Source organism: Staphylococcus sp. GDB20D11A, assembly GCF_016893255.1.
In the GTDB taxonomy this organism is placed as follows: domain Bacteria; phylum Bacillota; class Bacilli; order Staphylococcales; family Staphylococcaceae; genus Staphylococcus; species Staphylococcus aureus.
Genome location: NZ_JAFEPJ010000020.1, coordinates 1 through 16,516, shown reverse-complemented (window position 1 = coordinate 16,516; position 16,516 = coordinate 1). Strand labels below are relative to the sequence as shown.

Sequence of the window (16,516 nt, the reverse complement as noted above, 5' to 3'; positions counted from 1 at the left end):
AATTAAATAGCTGCAGTTAAAATAATGTAAAGCAACAAGAATACATTTCAAACATGTTATTTGAAATAAGCATAAAAATTGAGCAAATAGAAATACATGAAGCATGTTATCTGATATAATTTGAACATCATAATAATAATTAAGGAGGATTGGCATTTATGGCAATCGTAAAAGTAACAGATGCAGATTTTGATTCAAAAGTAGAATCTGGTGTACAATTAGTAGATTTTTGGGCAACATGGTGTGGTCCATGTAAAATGATCGCTCCAGTATTAGAAGAATTAGCAGCTGACTATGAAGGTAAAGCTGACATTTTAAAATTAGATGTTGATGAAAATCCATCAACTGCAGCTAAATATGAAGTGATGAGTATTCCAACATTAATCGTCTTTAAAGACGGTCAACCAGTTGATAAAGTTGTTGGTTTCCAACCAAAAGAAAACTTAGCTGAAGTTTTAGATAAACATTTATAAGTTACAACCAATGACGACTGGGGCATTTCTTTAATGAATTGCTCCAGTTTTTGTTTGTGTTTTTAATATAAAAAGTTGAATGATAAGTCATCATATTGTTTACGACTTGAGAATGGTGGGATTAATAAATCTATGAACGTTAAATGATAATCAAACATGCTAATAGACATGTAGCAGTTGGTTTGATAAAACAATGTTCAATATTACATGATGTGCATGAAAAGTCATACTCGAAGATGTTGATTATGAACTAGAATTAGTGGTGATAAATTTGAAGCACTTTTGTAGCATCATTCATTTTAAAATTAGAAGGGGGGATATTTTTGGAAGACTATAAGCAACGAATTAAAAATAAATTAAATGTCGTACCTATGGAACCAGGCTGCTATTTAATGAAAGATCGTAATGATCAAGTGATATATGTTGGCAAAGCTAAAAAGCTAAGAAATCGATTGCGATCATATTTTACGGGCGCTCATGATGCTAAAACAACGAGACTGGTTGGTGAAATACGTCGCTTTGAGTTTATTGTCACGTCTAGTGAAACAGAGTCACTTTTACTGGAATTGAATCTGATTAAACAATATCAACCTAGATACAACATTTTATTAAAAGATGATAAAAGTTATCCATTTATTAAAATTACGAAGGAAAAATATCCTAGACTACTAGTGACGAGAACTGTAAAACAAGGTACTGGCAAATATTTCGGACCGTATCCAAATGCATATTCTGCTCAAGAAACTAAAAAGTTATTAGACAGAATATATCCATATCGCAAATGTGATAAGATGCCAGATAAATTATGTCTTTATTACCATATTGGACAATGTTTAGGACCATGTGTATATAACGTTGATTTGAGTAAATACGCACAAATGACGAAGGAAATTACTGATTTTCTGAATGGGGAAGACAAAACAATTTTAAAAAGTTTAGAAGAGCGAATGTTAACTGCAAGTGAATCACTTGATTTTGAACGAGCTAAAGAATATAGAGATTTAATTCAACATATTCAAAATCTAACTAACAAACAAAAAATTATGTCATCAGATAAAACGATTCGTGATGTCTTTGGTTATAGTGTTGATAAAGGATGGATGTGTATCCAAGTTTTCTTTATACGACAAGGTAATATGATAAAGCGAGATACAACGATGATTCCATTACAGCAAACAGAAGAAGAAGAATTTTATACATTTATTGGACAATTTTATAGTTTAAACCAACATATTTTACCTAAGGAAGTTCATGTACCACGTAATTTGGATAAAGAAATGATTCAATCTGTTGTGGACACTAAAATCGTTCAACCCGCGCGAGGTCCCAAAAAAGATATGGTTGACCTAGCTGCACATAACGCTAAAGTATCCTTAAATAATAAATTTGAATTAATATCACGTGATGAGTCCAGAACAATTAAAGCTATTGAAGAACTTGGAACACAAATGGGAATTCAAACACCAATTAGAATTGAAGCATTCGATAATTCTAATATCCAAGGTGTGGATCCAGTGTCAGCAATGGTTACATTTGTCGATGGTAAACCAGACAAGAAAAATTATAGAAAGTATAAAATCAAAACGGTTAAAGGTCCAGATGATTACAAATCAATGAGAGAAGTAGTAAGACGACGATATTCTCGCGTTTTAAACGAAGGATTACCATTACCGGATTTAATTATAGTAGATGGTGGTAAAGGACATATGAACGGGGTTATTGATGTGCTACAAAACGAATTAGGTCTTGATATCCCTGTTGCAGGTTTGCAAAAAAATGATAAACACCAAACATCTGAATTATTATATGGCGCTAGTGCAGAAATTGTACCACTGAAGAAAAATAGCCAAGCATTTTATTTGTTGCACCGTATCCAAGATGAGGTTCACAGATTCGCAATCACCTTTCATAGACAAACACGTCAAAAGACAGGCTTGAAATCAATCCTTGATGATATAGATGGTATCGGTGGCAAACGTAAAACATTATTATTGCGTACATTCGGTTCAATCAAGAAAATGAAGGAAGCTACACTTGAAGATTTTAAAAATATAGGTATTCCTGAAAACGTTGCAAAGAACCTACATGAACAATTGCATAAATAAATTACAGGGCGTGAGAATCATTTTCATGCCCCAAAATATATGAAATAATGTTACAATATGGTTAACAAAGTTATTTTTTTGAATGTACGTGGAAGCGTTTTCTAAATGAGAAAGTTTATCATCACAAGCAATCTTAAATATTAAATCCAAATTTTACATTGTTCGACATGCAGTTTGGTGATCGTGCAGTGTGTATTTGTCTTTAAAATGTTTCGCTTAATGATAATGACAACGCAAGAAACGATATCACTTTAGGGGGTTAAGCGTACGTTTAATATAAATAGCTCAATAAATTAAATATTCGTTCACAGGGGGGACTCCTTTTGGCTCAATCAAAAAATGAATTTTATCTAAGACGTATTCACTCGTTATTAGGTATTATCCCAATAGGTGCATTTTTGGTCGTTCATTTATTAGTGAATCACCAAGCAACACAAGGTGCTGAAGCGTTTAATAAGGCATCTAACTTTATGGAATCATTACCATTTCTAATTATTGTAGAATTTTTATTTATATACATTCCGTTGTTATATCACGGTTTGTTTGGTATACACATTGCATTTACAGCAAAAGAAAATGTTGGACATTACTCGATTTTTAGAAACTGGATGTTCTTATTCCAAAGAGTGAGTGGTATCTTAACATTTATCTTTATTGGTATCCATTTATGGCAAACACGTTTACAAAAAGCATTTTACGGTAAAGAAGTGAATTACGATTTAATGCACGAAACATTGCAACATCCTGGATGGGCAATATTTTATATTATTTGTATTATTGCTGTTGTGTTCCACTTTGCAAATGGCTTATGGTCATTCTTAGTTACTTGGGGTGGACTTCAATCTCCAAAATCACAACGAGTATTTACATGGGTTTCATTAATCGTATTCTTAGTTATTTCGTATATTGGTGTTACTGCAATTATTGCCTTTATGTAATACATCGCATTTAACAAATATAGATTGAAAATTTAGGGGAGTGAAATTTTTATGGCAGAGAAACATCTTATTGTTGTCGGAGGTGGCCTAGCGGGCTTAATGTCAACAATTAAAGCGGCAGAAAAAGGTGCACATGTAGATTTGTTCTCAGTTGTACCAGTAAAGCGTTCGCACTCTGTTTGTGCCCAAGGTGGCATTAATGGTGCGGTCAATACTAAAGGGGAAGGCGATTCTCCTTGGATTCACTTTGATGATACAGTGTATGGTGGCGACTTCCTTGCAAACCAACCACCTGTTAAAGCGATGACAGAGGCAGCACCTAAAATTATTCATTTATTAGACCGTATGGGCGTAATGTTCAATAGAACAAATGAAGGTCTATTAGATTTTAGACGTTTCGGTGGTACATTACACCACAGAACAGCATATGCAGGGGCAACAACTGGACAACAATTATTATATGCATTGGATGAACAAGTTCGTGCATATGAAGTAGATGGATTAGTTACGAAGTATGAAGGATGGGAATTCCTTGGCATAGTTAAAGGTGACGATGATAGTGCAAGAGGTATCGTTGCACAAAATATGACAACTGCTGAGATTGAAACATTTGGTTCAGATGCAGTTATTATGGCAACGGGTGGCCCTGGTATCATCTTCGGTAAAACAACAAACTCAATGATTAATACAGGATCAGCGGCTTCCATTGTTTACCAACAAGGCGCTATTTATGCTAATGGTGAGTTCATTCAAATTCATCCTACTGCAATCCCTGGTGATGATAAACTGCGACTAATGAGTGAATCAGCACGTGGTGAAGGTGGACGAATTTGGACATATAAAGATGGTAAGCCTTGGTACTTCTTAGAAGAGAAATATCCTGATTATGGTAACTTAGTACCTCGTGATATCGCGACGCGTGAAATTTTCGATGTATGTATTAACCAAAAATTAGGTATTAATGGCGAAAACATGGTATATCTTGATTTGTCACATAAAGATCCACATGAGTTAGATGTAAAACTAGGTGGTATCATTGAAATTTATGAAAAATTCACTGGTGATGACCCACGCAAAGTACCAATGAAGATTTTCCCAGCTGTCCACTATTCAATGGGTGGTCTATATGTAGATTATGATCAAATGACAAATATTAAAGGGTTATTTGCAGCTGGAGAATGTGACTTCTCTCAACATGGTGGTAACCGCTTAGGTGCCAATTCATTGTTATCAGCGATTTATGGTGGTACAGTAGCAGGTCCAAACGCGATTGAGTATATTTCAAATATTGATCGATCATATACTGATATGGACGAAAGTATTTTTGAAAAACGTAAAGCTGAAGAGCAAGAACGTTTTGATAAATTATTAGCTATGCGCGGTACAGAAAATGCATATAAATTACACCGTGAACTTGGTGAAATTATGACAGCAAATGTAACTGTTGTTCGTGAAAATGAAAAACTGTTAGAAACAGATAAAAAGATTGTTGAATTGATGAAACGTTATGAAGATATTGATATGGAAGATACTCAAACTTGGAGTAACCAAGCGGTATTCTTTACTCGTCAATTATGGAACATGTTAGTACTTGCGCGTGTTATTACGATTGGTGCATATAACCGTAACGAATCACGCGGGGCCCATTATAAACCAGAATTCCCAGAGCGTAATGATGAAGAGTGGTTAAAAACGACAATGGCCTCATTCCAAGGCGCATTTGAAAAACCACAGTTTACTTATGATGACGTCGATGTGAGTTTAATACCACCTCGTAAACGTGATTACACAAGTAAGTCTAAAGGGGGTAAAAAATAATGACTGAACAATCAGTGAAAAACACTCCACAACATGAAACACAATCTAAACCGAAACAAAAAACAGTAAAATTAATTATTAAACGACAAGATACAAGTGATTCTAAGCCTTATGAAGAAACATTTGAAATTCCATATCGTGAAAATTTAAACGTCATTGCTTGTTTAATGGAAATTAGACGTAACCCAGTTAATATTAAAGGTGAAAAAACAACACCTGTTGTCTGGGATATGAACTGCTTAGAAGAAGTATGTGGAGCATGTTCTATGGTTATCAATGGTCGTGCAAGACAATCTTGTTCTGCGATTGTTGATCAATTAGAACAACCTATTCGTTTAGAGCCAATGAATACTTTCCCAGTTATCCGTGACTTACAAGTTGATCGTTCTAGAATGTTCGATAACTTAAAACGTATGAAAGCATGGATCCCAATCGATGGAACGTATGATTTAGGTCCGGGACCACGTATGCCAGAGAAAAAACGTCAAACAGCTTATGAATTATCTAAATGTATGACATGTGGTGTATGTTTAGAAGTTTGTCCTAATGTTACTGAAAATAATAAATTTGTTGGTGCGCAAGCAATCTCGCAAGTTCGTTTGTTTAATTTGCATCCAACAGGATCTATGACTAAAGATGAACGTTTAAATGCATTAATGGGTACTGGTGGCTTACAGCAGTGTGGTAATTCACAAAACTGTGTTAATGCTTGCCCTAAAGGTATTCCATTAACAACATCCATCGCAGCAATGAACAGAGAAACGACATTCCACATGTTTAAATCATTCTTTGGTTCAGACCATGAAGTAGAATAAAAATTAATCCCTTTTGAGTTAAAATGTTATGTTCCTTTCAAAATTAAATTGAATGGAGATACACAAAAACTTAGAAGGGATTTTTTATAGTTACATTACATGACAATATGATAGTGAGCTAATTTAAAACAAGTATTATATTATAATGACAAAAATGGTAAACACAGTGCATAATACTAAAATCCAATGCTTAGTTATGATAAACTAAAAATTAAATTAAAAGTAAGGATGACCGAATATGAATAAACCAATAGGTGTAATAGACTCTGGTGTCGGAGGTTTGACAGTAGCTAAAGAAATTATGCGTCAGTTGCCAAATGAGACGATTTATTACTTAGGTGATATTGGGCGATGTCCATATGGGCCAAGACCAGGAGAACAAGTAAAACAATATACAGTTGAAATCGCTCGTAAATTAATGGAATTTGATATAAAAATGCTCGTGATTGCTTGTAATACAGCAACTGCTGTAGCTTTAGAATATTTACAAAAGACCTTATCAATCCCAGTGATTGGCGTAATTGAACCAGGTGCTAGAACAGCAATAATGACCACTAGAAATCAAAATGTATTAGTACTAGGAACGGAAGGCACAATTAAATCTGAAGCATATCGTACGCATATTAAACGTATAAATCCACATGTAGAGGTACATGGCGTTGCCTGTCCAGGTTTTGTGCCACTTGTAGAACAAATGAGATATAGTGATCCAACAATTACAAGCATTGTCATTCATCAAACACTGAAACGTTGGCGTAATAGTGAGTCTGATACTGTCATTTTAGGATGTACTCACTATCCATTGCTCTATAAACCTATCTATGATTATTTTGGTGGTAAAAAGACTGTGATTTCGTCTGGATTAGAAACGGCTCGTGAAGTTAGTGCATTGCTAACATTTAGTAATGAACATGCAAGTTATACTGAACATCCAGATCATCGATTTTTTGCAACAGGTGATCCTACTCACATTACTAACATTATCAAAGAGTGGTTAAATTTATCTGTCAATGTGGAACGTATATCAGTGAATGACTAGGAGGATTTTTAATGAAAGAGATTGTTATTGCATCGAATAATCAAGGGAAAATAAATGACTTTAAAGTGATATTTCCAGATTACCACGTAATAGGTATTTCAGAACTAATACCAGATTTTGATGTGGAAGAAACAGGATCAACATTTGAAGAAAATGCTATATTAAAATCAGAAGCTGCTGCAAAAGCATTGAATAAAACGGTCATAGCTGATGACAGTGGACTAGAAGTTTTTGCATTAAATGGTGAGCCAGGTATATACTCTGCACGTTATGCTGGTGAAAATAAAAGCGATGAAGCAAATATTGAAAAATTATTAAATAAGCTTGGTAATACAACTGATCGTCGTGCGCAATTTGTTTGTGTCATAAGTATGAGTGGCCCTGATATGGAAACAAAAGTATTTAAAGGTACTATTTCAGGTGAAATTGCAGATGGGAAATATGGCGAAAATGGTTTCGGATATGATCCGATATTTTATGTACCGAAATTAGATAAAACTATGGCTCAACTTTCTAAAGAACAAAAAGGGCAAATTAGTCATAGACGAAATGCGATTAATTTACTTCAAGCTTTTCTTGAAGGTGATAAAAATGTCTAAATGGATTATTGTGAGTGATAACCATACTGAGTCAGGCGTTTTATATCAAATTTATGAAATGCACCCAGATGCAGATGTATATTTACATTTAGGAGATTCAGAATTCGCGTATGATGATACGGAACTTAGCTTATTTAATAGAGTAAAAGGCAATTGTGATTTTTACCCAGAATTTGAAAATGAAGCGGTCGCAAAATGTAATGACGTGAAAGCATTTTACACTCATGGACATTTATATCAAGTCAATCGAACAAGAGATTTATTAGCTGAAAAAGGACTTGAATTAGGTTGTTTGTTTGCATTTTATGGACATACACATGTGGCAAAATATGAGTATATTAATGGTGTTCATGTTATTAATCCTGGAAGTATATCTCAATCTAGAAGTTCAATGGAAGAAACATATGCTGAAGTTATTATTGATGATCAAACTTTACATGGCACCATCAATTTCAAAAATCGACATCACGAAACAATAAGTCATACTACTTTTTAAATAGAAAGTAGCTATGGCTTTTTTTAGTTTATAGATTGATTTAACTAGGAGGTCGTGACATGAATGTTTATTTAAAAGTATTTCTGACAATTTTATAAGATAACTGGAATGAATAACACATTTATGTTATGAAAAGAATTGTAATTTTGGGGAATGTGATTGTTGATGGTCCTATATGGTTGAATCATGTTGATTATTTGGTTAAAAGTGTATTGTTAAAAAGTATAAAATTAAGATTCCAAGAAGTCAGGAATTTTGAAATTTTAGTTAAAATCATGAATCGTATACATATTTAAAAGGATTTCTAAAGGCATAAATTATATCAATAATTTGATGTTTAAAATATGGAGTAGCAAAATTCTTGAAATTCAGAAATGTAGTGACACAAATATTAATGTTTAGTTAATAAATAGTTAATGTAGTTTTTTGTATCTGTCTATTATTATAAATATATACAAAATAAATATTTGAGGATAGGTGTTATTAATTATGAAAAAAGAATTTTATTGGGAAATCAATTTTAAGCATAGCTGCTATTAGTTTAACGGTATCAACGTTTGCCAGTGAATCTCATGCACAAACTAAAAACGCTGAAACTGTAAAAAAATATAACGAGTATCAAACAAACTTTAAAAAACAAGTAAATAAAAAAGTTGTGGATGCACAAAAAGCTGTAAACTTGTTCAAACGTACTAGAACTGTTGCAACACACCGTAAAGCACAAAGAGCTGTTAACTTAATTCATTTCCAACACAGCTATGAAAAGAAAAAATTACAAAGACAAATTGATCTAGTTTTAAAATATAATACTTTAAAATAATTGATAGAAGCCATGCTATAGAGTGTGGCTTTTTGCTATATTCAAAGGTATAATTAATTTATAATATTGCGTTCATTTGAATGGTGAGCTTATTGGGATAAATCATATAAATAATTACTTAAAAGTGAATACAATAGTTGTTTATGTTTTGAACAAGCGAGGTGGCTATTGTGAAAAGGAAATCGAATGTATTAACAATCATAAAAATTGTAACGGATCTAGTGGCAACCGTGTTAATCATACGTGCTTTATTAAACAGTCGTAAAGATGCTAAATAAATTGGAAGTTATTTAAAATAAAAAAGCACGCCAAAACGTTAGCATTGTTTTCTAACGTTTGGCGTACAACTATTTAATTCAGTATGTTAATTAATCCCAATAAATCGAGTCGATTTCACCGTTTTTAACAACTTTAATATTTTTTCTGTTCTCTTCTAAAGGACGAGTTAAGTCAAAAGTATAGTAATCTCTAGGACCACCATCTTTAATTCTGACAACTGCTTTCTTCACATCACCTTGGCTTAATTTTTTAACAATAAGGTACAGATCATTAACAGTTTCACCTTTGTAATAGTCTTGAGGTGGTATATTAATTAATTTATTAGCACGATCTTCATCTTTTTTGGCTTGGTCAGCTTCTTTTTTAGCGATTTCTAAACCTTTCCATTCATAACTAAAAGCATTTGCACTTTGTGCTGTTGTTAAAAGACCTGCAGCGATTACTGTAGATGCGATAATAGTTTTTGTGATATTTTTTTTCATAATAAGTTCTCCCTGTAAAATAAATTTGTACTTACTAATGCGAGTACACTGCTATTTTACAAACGGTTTCATGCATTTACCAGTTAACACTTCATTAATTAAAATTAAGTGCAAATTAATAAGGTTTAATGCAATCGAAAAAGAATAATGATGAATTTGATGGTATTATTTTTATTTGAGGTATTATTGAAATTGTTGATAGTATAATAATAGTAGTAAACGTCACTCAACTATGATTGAATGATTTTTATTGTTAAAACGATATTTGTATTTCTCTACATTTTGTTTGCAATATTGGGTAGACAAACACTCCAAATTGTTATCCATATAGTTTTTTGATAATTAATGTTTATAAAAAAAGAAATGACACATAGTAGAGAAGTAATTAATATGTATAATTTTACTTATAAAGAAATAAGAGATATATTCTAATTATGGTTGATATGTTATGATTAATATATAAGTTAAAAATTATACTATTTAGTTGAATTATGCATTTTCGAAGTAAGAATAATTCAACACTTACATTTTTAAATAGATAAAATAGTGTAAAATCACGTGCCAAGATTACTATAGAGTAGGCATTGAGTATTATTGGCAATCACTTAAGTGATTGTTATTTTTTCGTGGTCAATAATAAAGATATAAATAAATATATTGAGGTCAAACGATGATAATTAAAATTTTAACAATTCTATTACTACTTTGTATATTGAGCTATTTGGTTACAAATAGAAAGAAGCCTTTTCTGTTCTTAAAGACACTCTTTATGGGTGTGGTATTTATCTTTATAGGATATATTTCACTGGCAATATCTGCCGTAATTATTTATGGTATTATTCAATTTATCACAATTGATTTTGGTAGTTTTTTCTTAATGGGTATTATATTGATCTTGATTTCAAGTATATTCCAATTATTTATAGTTAGATTACTTTTTAGAAAAAAGAATGTCGATTTGACAGAGGTTGTCGTTTTAGAACATTTAATTCAATGGTTCTTAGTTTACTTTGCGATCTATCAAGCAGTAAATGAAAAAATGGACATTAATGATATTAATATCGACAATTTCCAATCTGTCTTTTTTGACGTGTCTAATTTGAATTTAGTAATTCTACCAACGTTAATCATTAGCTGGGTCACAATATTTAACTATAGAATGAGAAGTTACAAATAAAATCTATGAAATTATACCATCAGACACCAACATTTAAATGGTGTCTTTTTTGTTGTGTGGTTTTATTTTTGAAATTCGAAAAAGTAGAGGCGTGAATTTTTTGACTAGTGTATAAGTGCTGATGAGTCACAAGATAGATAACTATATTTTGTCTATATTATAAAGTGTTTATAGTTAATTAATAATTAGTTAATTTCAAAAGTTGTATAAATAGGATAACTTAATAAATGTAAGATAATAATTTGGAGGATAATTAACATGAAAAATAAATTGATAGCAAAATCTTTATTAACAATAGCGGCAATTGGTATCACTACAACTACAATTGCGTCAACAGCAGATGCGAGCGAAGGGTACGGTCCAAGAGAAAAGAAACCAGTGAGTATTAATCACAATATCGTAGAGTACAATGATGGTACTTTTAAATATCAATCTAGACCAAAATTTAACTCAACACCAAAATATATTAAATTCAAACATGACTATAATATTTTAGAATTTAACGATGGTACATTCGAATATGGTGCACGTCCACAATTTAATAAACCAGCAGCGAAAACTGATGCAACTATTAAAAAAGAACAAAAATTGATTCAAGCTCAAAATCTTGTGAGAGAATTTGAAAAAACACATACTGTCAGTGCACACAGAAAAGCACAAAAGGCAGTCAACTTAGTTTCGTTTGAATACAAAGTTAAGAAAATGGTCTTACAAGAGCGAATTGATAATGTATTAAAACAAGGATTAGTAAAATAAAACTTCAATCGTTGCTGTTATGTGGAAATAAATAATTAAATGTTATGTTAATTTTTATTAATGAAAAAAGTAATCTATTTAATGACAGGTTAATGTAATTGTCCTGAAATTGACTATATACTCAGTAAGTATCAATTTTAAGGAGAGTTTACAATGAAATTTAAAAAATATATATTAACAGGAACATTAGCATTACTTTTATCATCAACTGCGATAGCAACTATAGAAGGGAATAAAGCAGATGCAAGTAGTAAGAAAGACTATATAATTCAAAGTGAGTTTCATGATAAACGCATAGCAGAAGAATTAAGAACTTTACTTAACAAATCGAATGTATATGCATTAGCTGCAGGCAGCTTAAATCCATATTATAAACGTACGATTATGATGAATGAATATAGAGCTAAAGCGGCACTTAGGAGCAATAACTTCGCTAAAATGGCTGATGCTAAAGTTGCATTAGAAAAAATATACAAAGAAATTATAAATAGATAATAAATAAAACAGGTTGAGACAAAAAATGGTCTTAACCTGTTTTCAATTAGCAAATGTGATAAATTCTATATCAAATTACTTATGTATAATGAATGACATTTAAAAGTAGGGGAGACTAATATAAATACAATAGTTCCTAGGGTTACTCTCAAAATAACTATATCAATTATTTACTTTGCTCTCCTATTTTTTAAATTTGTACATGTTTAAACAATCAAAAGTGTACATTATTAAATTATCAGTTCTAGTTCTAGTGGTATATTGGTAGTAGTTGACTAAATGAAAATACGCATGTAACAAGTTTTTTCAATACTCGTGGGGCCCCAACACAGAGAATTTCGAAAAGAAATTCTACAAACAATGAAAGTTGGGGTGGGCCCCAACAGAGAGAAATTGGATCACCAATTTCAACAGACAATGAAAGTTGGCGGGGCCCCAACACAGAAGCTGGCGAAAAGTCAGCTTACAAAAATGTGCAAGTTGGGGAAACGGGCCCCAAACATAAAGAAATACTTTTTCTTTAGAAATTAGTATTTCTTATGAATGAGTTTTACTCATGTATTCATTTTTTAAGTACACATTAGCTACAGCAAATGATAAAGAACCACTACATAATAAATCATTAGTGGTTCTTTATCATTTCTATCTCACTCTTTTACTGGAAGAAAAAGTTTACGTTTGTAGAACATGCCACAATACCAAAAATAATTAAGAAAAATAAGACGATAAGCATGATGACACTTTTCAAACAACCTCTATCAGTTTCTTTCGATTTTCTTTGTTGAACCTTTTTATAATCTTCAAGTAGTTTTGTCGCTTTTTTATTTATATGTTTATTCATGATGTTGACTCCTTATAATATATGTTTAATTCATTAAAATAGTTGAAAACATGACTTGAAATAAAGATATAAAGCTAAAGTAAGGATGTTCAATTGTTTCATATTTTATGAAAGTATAACGTTAAATATGTTAATTTGATGATGATATTTGCTTTTTATTTTCCAAATGGAATTTCCTTAAACTGATGCATTAAAATATTAATGAAGCACTAGAATACATAAATGAATAGTAATGGTGCACAGTATAGAATAATTAAGGCTATATTAAGTATAAATATCGTTAACTGTAAGCTATCTTTAGTTTTAATATAAACTATTAGGATAATCGACGTAAGAAGAATCATATATATTAATGATGAAGAAGTCCATACAAAATCCGCATCATTTGTTGTTAATAATGGGACTATAATTAATCCGAAATTAATCATGCATGCTATATATACTATAATGTTATACACAATGTTAATTTTTGTTCACCACCTTATACTTCTATTTTAAAAACTTCTTTATAATGATATATTGTTTAAAGTTGAAATAATTAGATTATCTAATTTTCATTTGCTTTACATGTAAAAGGCTATATATAGTATGCTCTTTATGATTCTAAATGCTTTTTAATATTTAATGCTCATCAACATTTGGATTTTGAATATTCAATTCAAAAACTTTATTAGCTACGTCAATTGTAAAATCAGAACCATAGTTGACATGAGCTACTTTTAATTTTCCATCTAAATAATAGATTGCGATTGCAACATCGTAAAATTCGTCAATGACAAATAAACTCTTTTCGTTTGCTACAACCTCATGCTCTCCTGAGTATACAACGTTAATTTCCCAATCATTAAAAGCCATTTGTTAACCTCCTTGAACATTTAAATTGATTCAACTTAAGTTTAACTTATTCATACAACTTCGTACAATATCTAGATGAAAATTAATTGTATTTCTAGAAATCTTTTTCAATTATATGTACTAATTATACTTTTAAATTTCTTATTTCAGTATAGTTTTAAAACGATTTTAAAATAATTCTGCAAATATATTAACACATAATGTGTTCAAAAAGTTTTGAACAATTTCAAAACTTTTATATAAAGGGTTTGACAACATGGAATTCAAATATCTTATTTTAAAAATCACCTCATATAGCGTCATGTTTAGTCTAACTTTTAAGTCAGGAAAGCAAATCAAGTAGATAGTTTAAATTAAAAATATCATAAGTTAATTAAACTAAATTCAGTATAAAAATTAGCCGAAAAACATCATTTCTGAAGTTATCGGCTAAAGTTATAAATTATATTTATTTGTACATGAACAAATAATTTACATTAATTTGTCATTTCTTCTTTTTCCCAATCGATTTTATATCTTTCTGAAGAACGATCTGTCCATTTATCTTTAGTATTGGTACCTTTCCAATTTGTTGAAGTCCAATGCAATTGGTAGTCATCACGAACTCGTTCGTATATTACATCTATATTTGTTTGTTGTTTGGATGCTTTTCTATCCATAGTAATAACTGTAGCGAAGTCTGGTGAAAAACCTGAAGATAATAGAGAACTTGCTTTGTTAGGATCAAGAAAGTTATCTGCTGCTTTCATAGAGCCATTTCTAGTTTTCATGAAAAGTTGATTGCCATATACCGGGTTCCAAGAATCTCTATCATATGGTCCCCAATTTTGATTCACCATATTGTTAAATATCACTTTCCAGCCTACTTTTTTATCAGTTGGGCTCTCTAAAATTGTTTTGAAATCCGGTTGAACATATTTGAGTGTATGACCAATCGAAACATTTGCACCAATAAGGCCACCAATTTTTCCTGTATCATCACCAGTAACATTACCGTTGAATCCATAAGTTAAAGTACTCATATACTCTTTTGTATCAATCGAATTTCTTGGATAGTAATCAGATATTTGAGCTACTTCATTATCAGGTAGTTGCAACTGTACCTTAAAGGCTGAAGGCCAGGCTAAACCACTTTTGTTAGCACCTTCTTCGCTATAAACTCTATATTGACCAGCAATGGTACCTTTCGTTCTAATAACTAGCAGTTTTTTATTGTGATTTTTATCATCGATAAAACTATAAAATACTTTTTTGTGCATGCCATTTTCTTTATCATAAGTGACTAAATCACCTGTTTTTACTGTAGTATTGCTTCCAATATCTGTAGTACCGGTTTTAATATTAATATCAGAATCTGCGGCATTAGCGACAGGATTCATTAATATGGAACCTAGCAATAATGTTGTTGTTACTGAGCTGACTATACGTGTTTTCATTTTCATCATCCTTCTATTTTTTAAAACGATTTGAGGAAACAATAATCAATATGTCAATTTAGAATATTGCAGTTGAGACATATCAAATATTTATAATCGTTTATATTAGTATATTTAATGTAGCAACTGATAAATTACTGAGTGATGATGAGTGATTATTTTAAGAATATGTTTTTAACTTTTATTTAAAATTTGAAAGGAAGCATTTCAATTTCGAGGGTTAGTCAAAGTTGAATAAATTCTTTATGAAACAAGGAAAAGACATAGCTAATTTTATTGATTAATTTCTTTAAAACTAATGATTTGTTTGATTTAAAAATGTAATCGATTACAATATAAAAATACAAATATCTTAGAATTAAATCAATTAATTAACTATTAAATAAAAATTAACTATATATTAACTACTGTAAATTAATAAATAGAAATAGAGAAAAAGGGTATTAATCATGTTTGGAATTTCGTCGGGAATAAATTTTGCCGATACATAGAAATATCTAATAGATAACGAAAAAGTATCGTATGTATTTTTAATATAGTGTAAAATATTATATGTAAAATAAAATGTAGGTTTTTAGTTAGAGGCGTTATAAGGAAATTTTGAGTATAGGTTAGCTTTTAATTATGAATCTTATTGAAATTTGATTAATAAAAATATGATAGGGGATTAAAATGAAACTATTTTATATCGTATTACTTATTATTATATGGCTGAATATATTTTTAGGAAATGAAATCATCCATACACTGACTGTTTTAATAACAACATTGTATATTGTTAATTCAAGAAAGGGGATTAAAAATGACAGAGTTGAATAATATTATAAACTCTCTTCAATCTTTGTTTGAGTCTGAATCAGGCTATAAAATTTCGAAAAATTCAGGAGTTCCATATCAAACAGTACAAGATTTAAGAAATGGGAAAACCAAACTAGAAGATGCTAGATTTAGAACGATTATTAAACTTTATAGTTACTATGTCTCATTAAAAGAACACTAATCATGGGACAATAAAGTATTGCTAAAATAATTGAATCATTAAATGAAGGAATAGAGCCTAAGACATAATAAATGAACTGCACCCAGTCTAGT

20 protein-coding genes and 1 pseudogene are annotated in these 16,516 nt (G+C 30.7%); 15 read left to right on the top strand and 6 right to left on the bottom strand.

Annotated elements, in window-relative coordinates:
* The first annotated feature begins 158 nt into the window (after nt 1-158).
* Complete coding sequence (gene trxA / locus JV528_RS12095) at nt 159-473, top strand: thioredoxin (protein ID WP_001018928.1); 315 nt, start codon at nt 159-161, stop codon at nt 471-473.
* A gap of 62 nt (nt 474-535) precedes the next feature.
* On the opposite strand, the gene JV528_RS12090 is transcribed toward trxA, so the two are convergent.
* Entirely contained in the window at nt 536-631 is a 96-nt protein-coding gene (locus tag JV528_RS12090; RefSeq protein WP_041204276.1) for a hypothetical protein, read from the bottom strand.
* 165 nt (nt 632-796) lie between these two features.
* Here JV528_RS12090 and uvrC point away from each other — a divergent pair, with 165 nt between their 5' ends.
* From uvrC to JV528_RS12045, 9 genes are all read left to right on the top strand, one after another.
* Complete coding sequence (gene uvrC, locus JV528_RS12085) at nt 797-2,578, top strand: excinuclease ABC subunit UvrC (protein ID WP_000390537.1); 1,782 nt, start codon at nt 797-799, stop codon at nt 2,576-2,578.
* A gap of 323 nt (nt 2,579-2,901) precedes the next feature.
* Nucleotides 2,902-3,516 carry a succinate dehydrogenase cytochrome b558 subunit gene (locus JV528_RS12080; protein WP_000079321.1) on the top strand — a complete coding sequence of 205 codons (615 nt, stop codon included), beginning with the start codon at nt 2,902-2,904 and terminating at the stop codon, nt 3,514-3,516.
* Nucleotides 3,517-3,567: 51 nt separating this feature from the next.
* Complete coding sequence (gene sdhA, locus JV528_RS12075; RefSeq protein ID WP_000818283.1) at nt 3,568-5,334, top strand: succinate dehydrogenase flavoprotein subunit; 1,767 nt, start codon at nt 3,568-3,570, stop codon at nt 5,332-5,334.
* The gene (gene sdhB, locus JV528_RS12070; RefSeq protein WP_000139712.1) at nt 5,334-6,149 is read left to right on the top strand and encodes a succinate dehydrogenase iron-sulfur subunit; all 816 of its coding nucleotides are present in this window, start codon (nt 5,334-5,336) and stop codon (nt 6,147-6,149) included. The genes sdhA and sdhB overlap by 1 nt, the downstream gene beginning before the upstream one ends.
* Before the next feature lie 238 nt (nt 6,150-6,387).
* Nucleotides 6,388-7,188: a glutamate racemase gene (racE, locus tag JV528_RS12065; RefSeq protein WP_001039659.1), complete on the top strand. Its 801-nt coding sequence runs from the start codon at nt 6,388-6,390 to the stop codon at nt 7,186-7,188.
* An 11-nt stretch (nt 7,189-7,199) separates the two neighbouring features.
* Nucleotides 7,200-7,787, top strand: a complete 588-nt coding sequence (locus tag JV528_RS12060; RefSeq protein ID WP_000659314.1) for an XTP/dITP diphosphatase — start codon at nt 7,200-7,202, stop codon at nt 7,785-7,787.
* Nucleotides 7,780-8,283, top strand: coding sequence for a YfcE family phosphodiesterase (locus JV528_RS12055; RefSeq protein WP_000049479.1), 504 nt, complete (start codon nt 7,780-7,782; stop codon nt 8,281-8,283). Before JV528_RS12060 ends, JV528_RS12055 begins: the two co-directional genes overlap by 8 nt.
* 128 nt (nt 8,284-8,411) lie before the next feature.
* A complete protein-coding gene (locus tag JV528_RS12050) occupies nt 8,412-8,579 on the top strand; it encodes a hypothetical protein (RefSeq protein ID WP_014532606.1) in 168 nt (55 codons plus the stop codon).
* A 209-nt stretch (nt 8,580-8,788) separates the two neighbouring features.
* Nucleotides 8,789-9,103 (top strand): fibrinogen-binding protein, encoded by a 315-nt coding sequence (locus JV528_RS12045; RefSeq protein ID WP_204177742.1) that lies wholly within the window; start codon nt 8,789-8,791, stop codon nt 9,101-9,103.
* Nucleotides 9,104-9,419: 316 nt separating this feature from the next.
* On the opposite strand, the pseudogene JV528_RS12040 reads toward JV528_RS12045, so the two are convergent.
* Nucleotides 9,420-9,512, bottom strand: a pseudogene (locus tag JV528_RS12040) (hypothetical protein).
* The gene (locus JV528_RS12035) at nt 9,472-9,864 is read right to left on the bottom strand and encodes an FPRL1 inhibitory protein FLIPr (protein ID WP_000739568.1); all 393 of its coding nucleotides are present in this window, start codon (nt 9,862-9,864) and stop codon (nt 9,472-9,474) included. Before JV528_RS12035 ends, JV528_RS12040 begins: the two are co-directional and overlap by 41 nt.
* A gap of 670 nt (nt 9,865-10,534) precedes the next feature.
* Between JV528_RS12035 and JV528_RS12030 the strand changes: the two genes are divergently transcribed.
* The 3 genes from JV528_RS12030 (at nt 10,535) to JV528_RS12020 (ending at nt 12,292) form a co-directional block, all read left to right on the top strand.
* Entirely contained in the window at nt 10,535-11,041 is a 507-nt protein-coding gene (locus JV528_RS12030) for an SA1002 family membrane protein (protein WP_000584398.1), read from the top strand.
* A gap of 258 nt (nt 11,042-11,299) precedes the next feature.
* On the top strand, nt 11,300-11,797 hold the full coding sequence (gene efb / locus JV528_RS12025; RefSeq protein WP_000791580.1) for a complement convertase inhibitor Efb: 498 nt from the start codon (nt 11,300-11,302) through the stop codon (nt 11,795-11,797).
* Nucleotides 11,798-11,950: 153 nt separating this feature from the next.
* Entirely contained in the window at nt 11,951-12,292 is a 342-nt protein-coding gene (locus JV528_RS12020) for a complement inhibitor SCIN family protein (protein ID WP_204254837.1), read from the top strand.
* Between the two features lie 655 nt (nt 12,293-12,947).
* On the opposite strand, the gene JV528_RS12015 is transcribed toward JV528_RS12020, so the two are convergent.
* The 3 genes from JV528_RS12015 to hyl form a co-directional block, all read right to left on the bottom strand.
* Nucleotides 12,948-13,133: a hypothetical protein gene (locus JV528_RS12015; RefSeq protein WP_001032818.1), complete on the bottom strand. Its 186-nt coding sequence runs from the start codon at nt 13,131-13,133 to the stop codon at nt 12,948-12,950.
* Nucleotides 13,134-13,754: 621 nt separating this feature from the next.
* The gene (locus tag JV528_RS12010; RefSeq protein ID WP_000885205.1) at nt 13,755-13,988 is read right to left on the bottom strand and encodes a hypothetical protein; all 234 of its coding nucleotides are present in this window, start codon (nt 13,986-13,988) and stop codon (nt 13,755-13,757) included.
* 476 nt (nt 13,989-14,464) lie between these two features.
* Entirely contained in the window at nt 14,465-15,424 is a 960-nt protein-coding gene (gene hyl, locus JV528_RS12005) for an alpha-hemolysin (protein ID WP_000857485.1), read from the bottom strand.
* A 672-nt stretch (nt 15,425-16,096) separates the two neighbouring features.
* Between hyl and JV528_RS12000 the strand changes: the two genes are divergently transcribed.
* Nucleotides 16,097-16,243 carry a hypothetical protein gene (locus JV528_RS12000; protein ID WP_000765710.1) on the top strand — a complete coding sequence of 49 codons (147 nt, stop codon included), beginning with the start codon at nt 16,097-16,099 and terminating at the stop codon, nt 16,241-16,243.
* On the top strand, nt 16,200-16,424 hold the full coding sequence (locus JV528_RS11995; protein WP_001802045.1) for a hypothetical protein: 225 nt from the start codon (nt 16,200-16,202) through the stop codon (nt 16,422-16,424). Before JV528_RS12000 ends, JV528_RS11995 begins: the two co-directional genes overlap by 44 nt.
* The last annotated feature ends 92 nt before the right edge of the window (nt 16,425-16,516 follow it).

What these genes read in the sequence shown, in the direction of transcription:
- sdhB (WP_000139712.1), top strand. Translation starts at nt 5,334, where the DNA reads ATGACTGAACAATCAGTGAAAAACACTCCACAACATGAAACACAATCT.
- racE (WP_001039659.1), top strand. Translation starts at nt 6,388, where the DNA reads ATGAATAAACCAATAGGTGTAATAGACTCTGGTGTCGGAGGTTTGACA.
- JV528_RS12030 (WP_000584398.1), top strand. Translation starts at nt 10,535, where the DNA reads ATGATAATTAAAATTTTAACAATTCTATTACTACTTTGTATATTGAGC.
- hyl (WP_000857485.1), bottom strand. Translation starts at nt 15,424, where the DNA reads ATGAAAACACGTATAGTCAGCTCAGTAACAACAACATTATTGCTAGGT.
- JV528_RS12020 (WP_204254837.1), top strand. Translation starts at nt 11,951, where the DNA reads ATGAAATTTAAAAAATATATATTAACAGGAACATTAGCATTACTTTTA.
- JV528_RS12010 (WP_000885205.1), bottom strand. Translation starts at nt 13,988, where the DNA reads ATGGCTTTTAATGATTGGGAAATTAACGTTGTATACTCAGGAGAGCAT.
- JV528_RS12055 (WP_000049479.1), top strand. Translation starts at nt 7,780, where the DNA reads ATGTCTAAATGGATTATTGTGAGTGATAACCATACTGAGTCAGGCGTT.
- trxA (WP_001018928.1), top strand. Translation starts at nt 159, where the DNA reads ATGGCAATCGTAAAAGTAACAGATGCAGATTTTGATTCAAAAGTAGAA.
- JV528_RS12015 (WP_001032818.1), bottom strand. Translation starts at nt 13,133, where the DNA reads ATGAATAAACATATAAATAAAAAAGCGACAAAACTACTTGAAGATTAT.
- JV528_RS12000 (WP_000765710.1), top strand. Translation starts at nt 16,097, where the DNA reads ATGAAACTATTTTATATCGTATTACTTATTATTATATGGCTGAATATA.
- JV528_RS12060 (WP_000659314.1), top strand. Translation starts at nt 7,200, where the DNA reads ATGAAAGAGATTGTTATTGCATCGAATAATCAAGGGAAAATAAATGAC.
- JV528_RS12050 (WP_014532606.1), top strand. Translation starts at nt 8,412, where the DNA reads ATGAAAAGAATTGTAATTTTGGGGAATGTGATTGTTGATGGTCCTATA.
- JV528_RS12090 (WP_041204276.1), bottom strand. Translation starts at nt 631, where the DNA reads ATGTTTGATTATCATTTAACGTTCATAGATTTATTAATCCCACCATTC.
- efb (WP_000791580.1), top strand. Translation starts at nt 11,300, where the DNA reads ATGAAAAATAAATTGATAGCAAAATCTTTATTAACAATAGCGGCAATT.
- sdhA (WP_000818283.1), top strand. Translation starts at nt 3,568, where the DNA reads ATGGCAGAGAAACATCTTATTGTTGTCGGAGGTGGCCTAGCGGGCTTA.
- JV528_RS12035 (WP_000739568.1), bottom strand. Translation starts at nt 9,864, where the DNA reads ATGAAAAAAAATATCACAAAAACTATTATCGCATCTACAGTAATCGCT.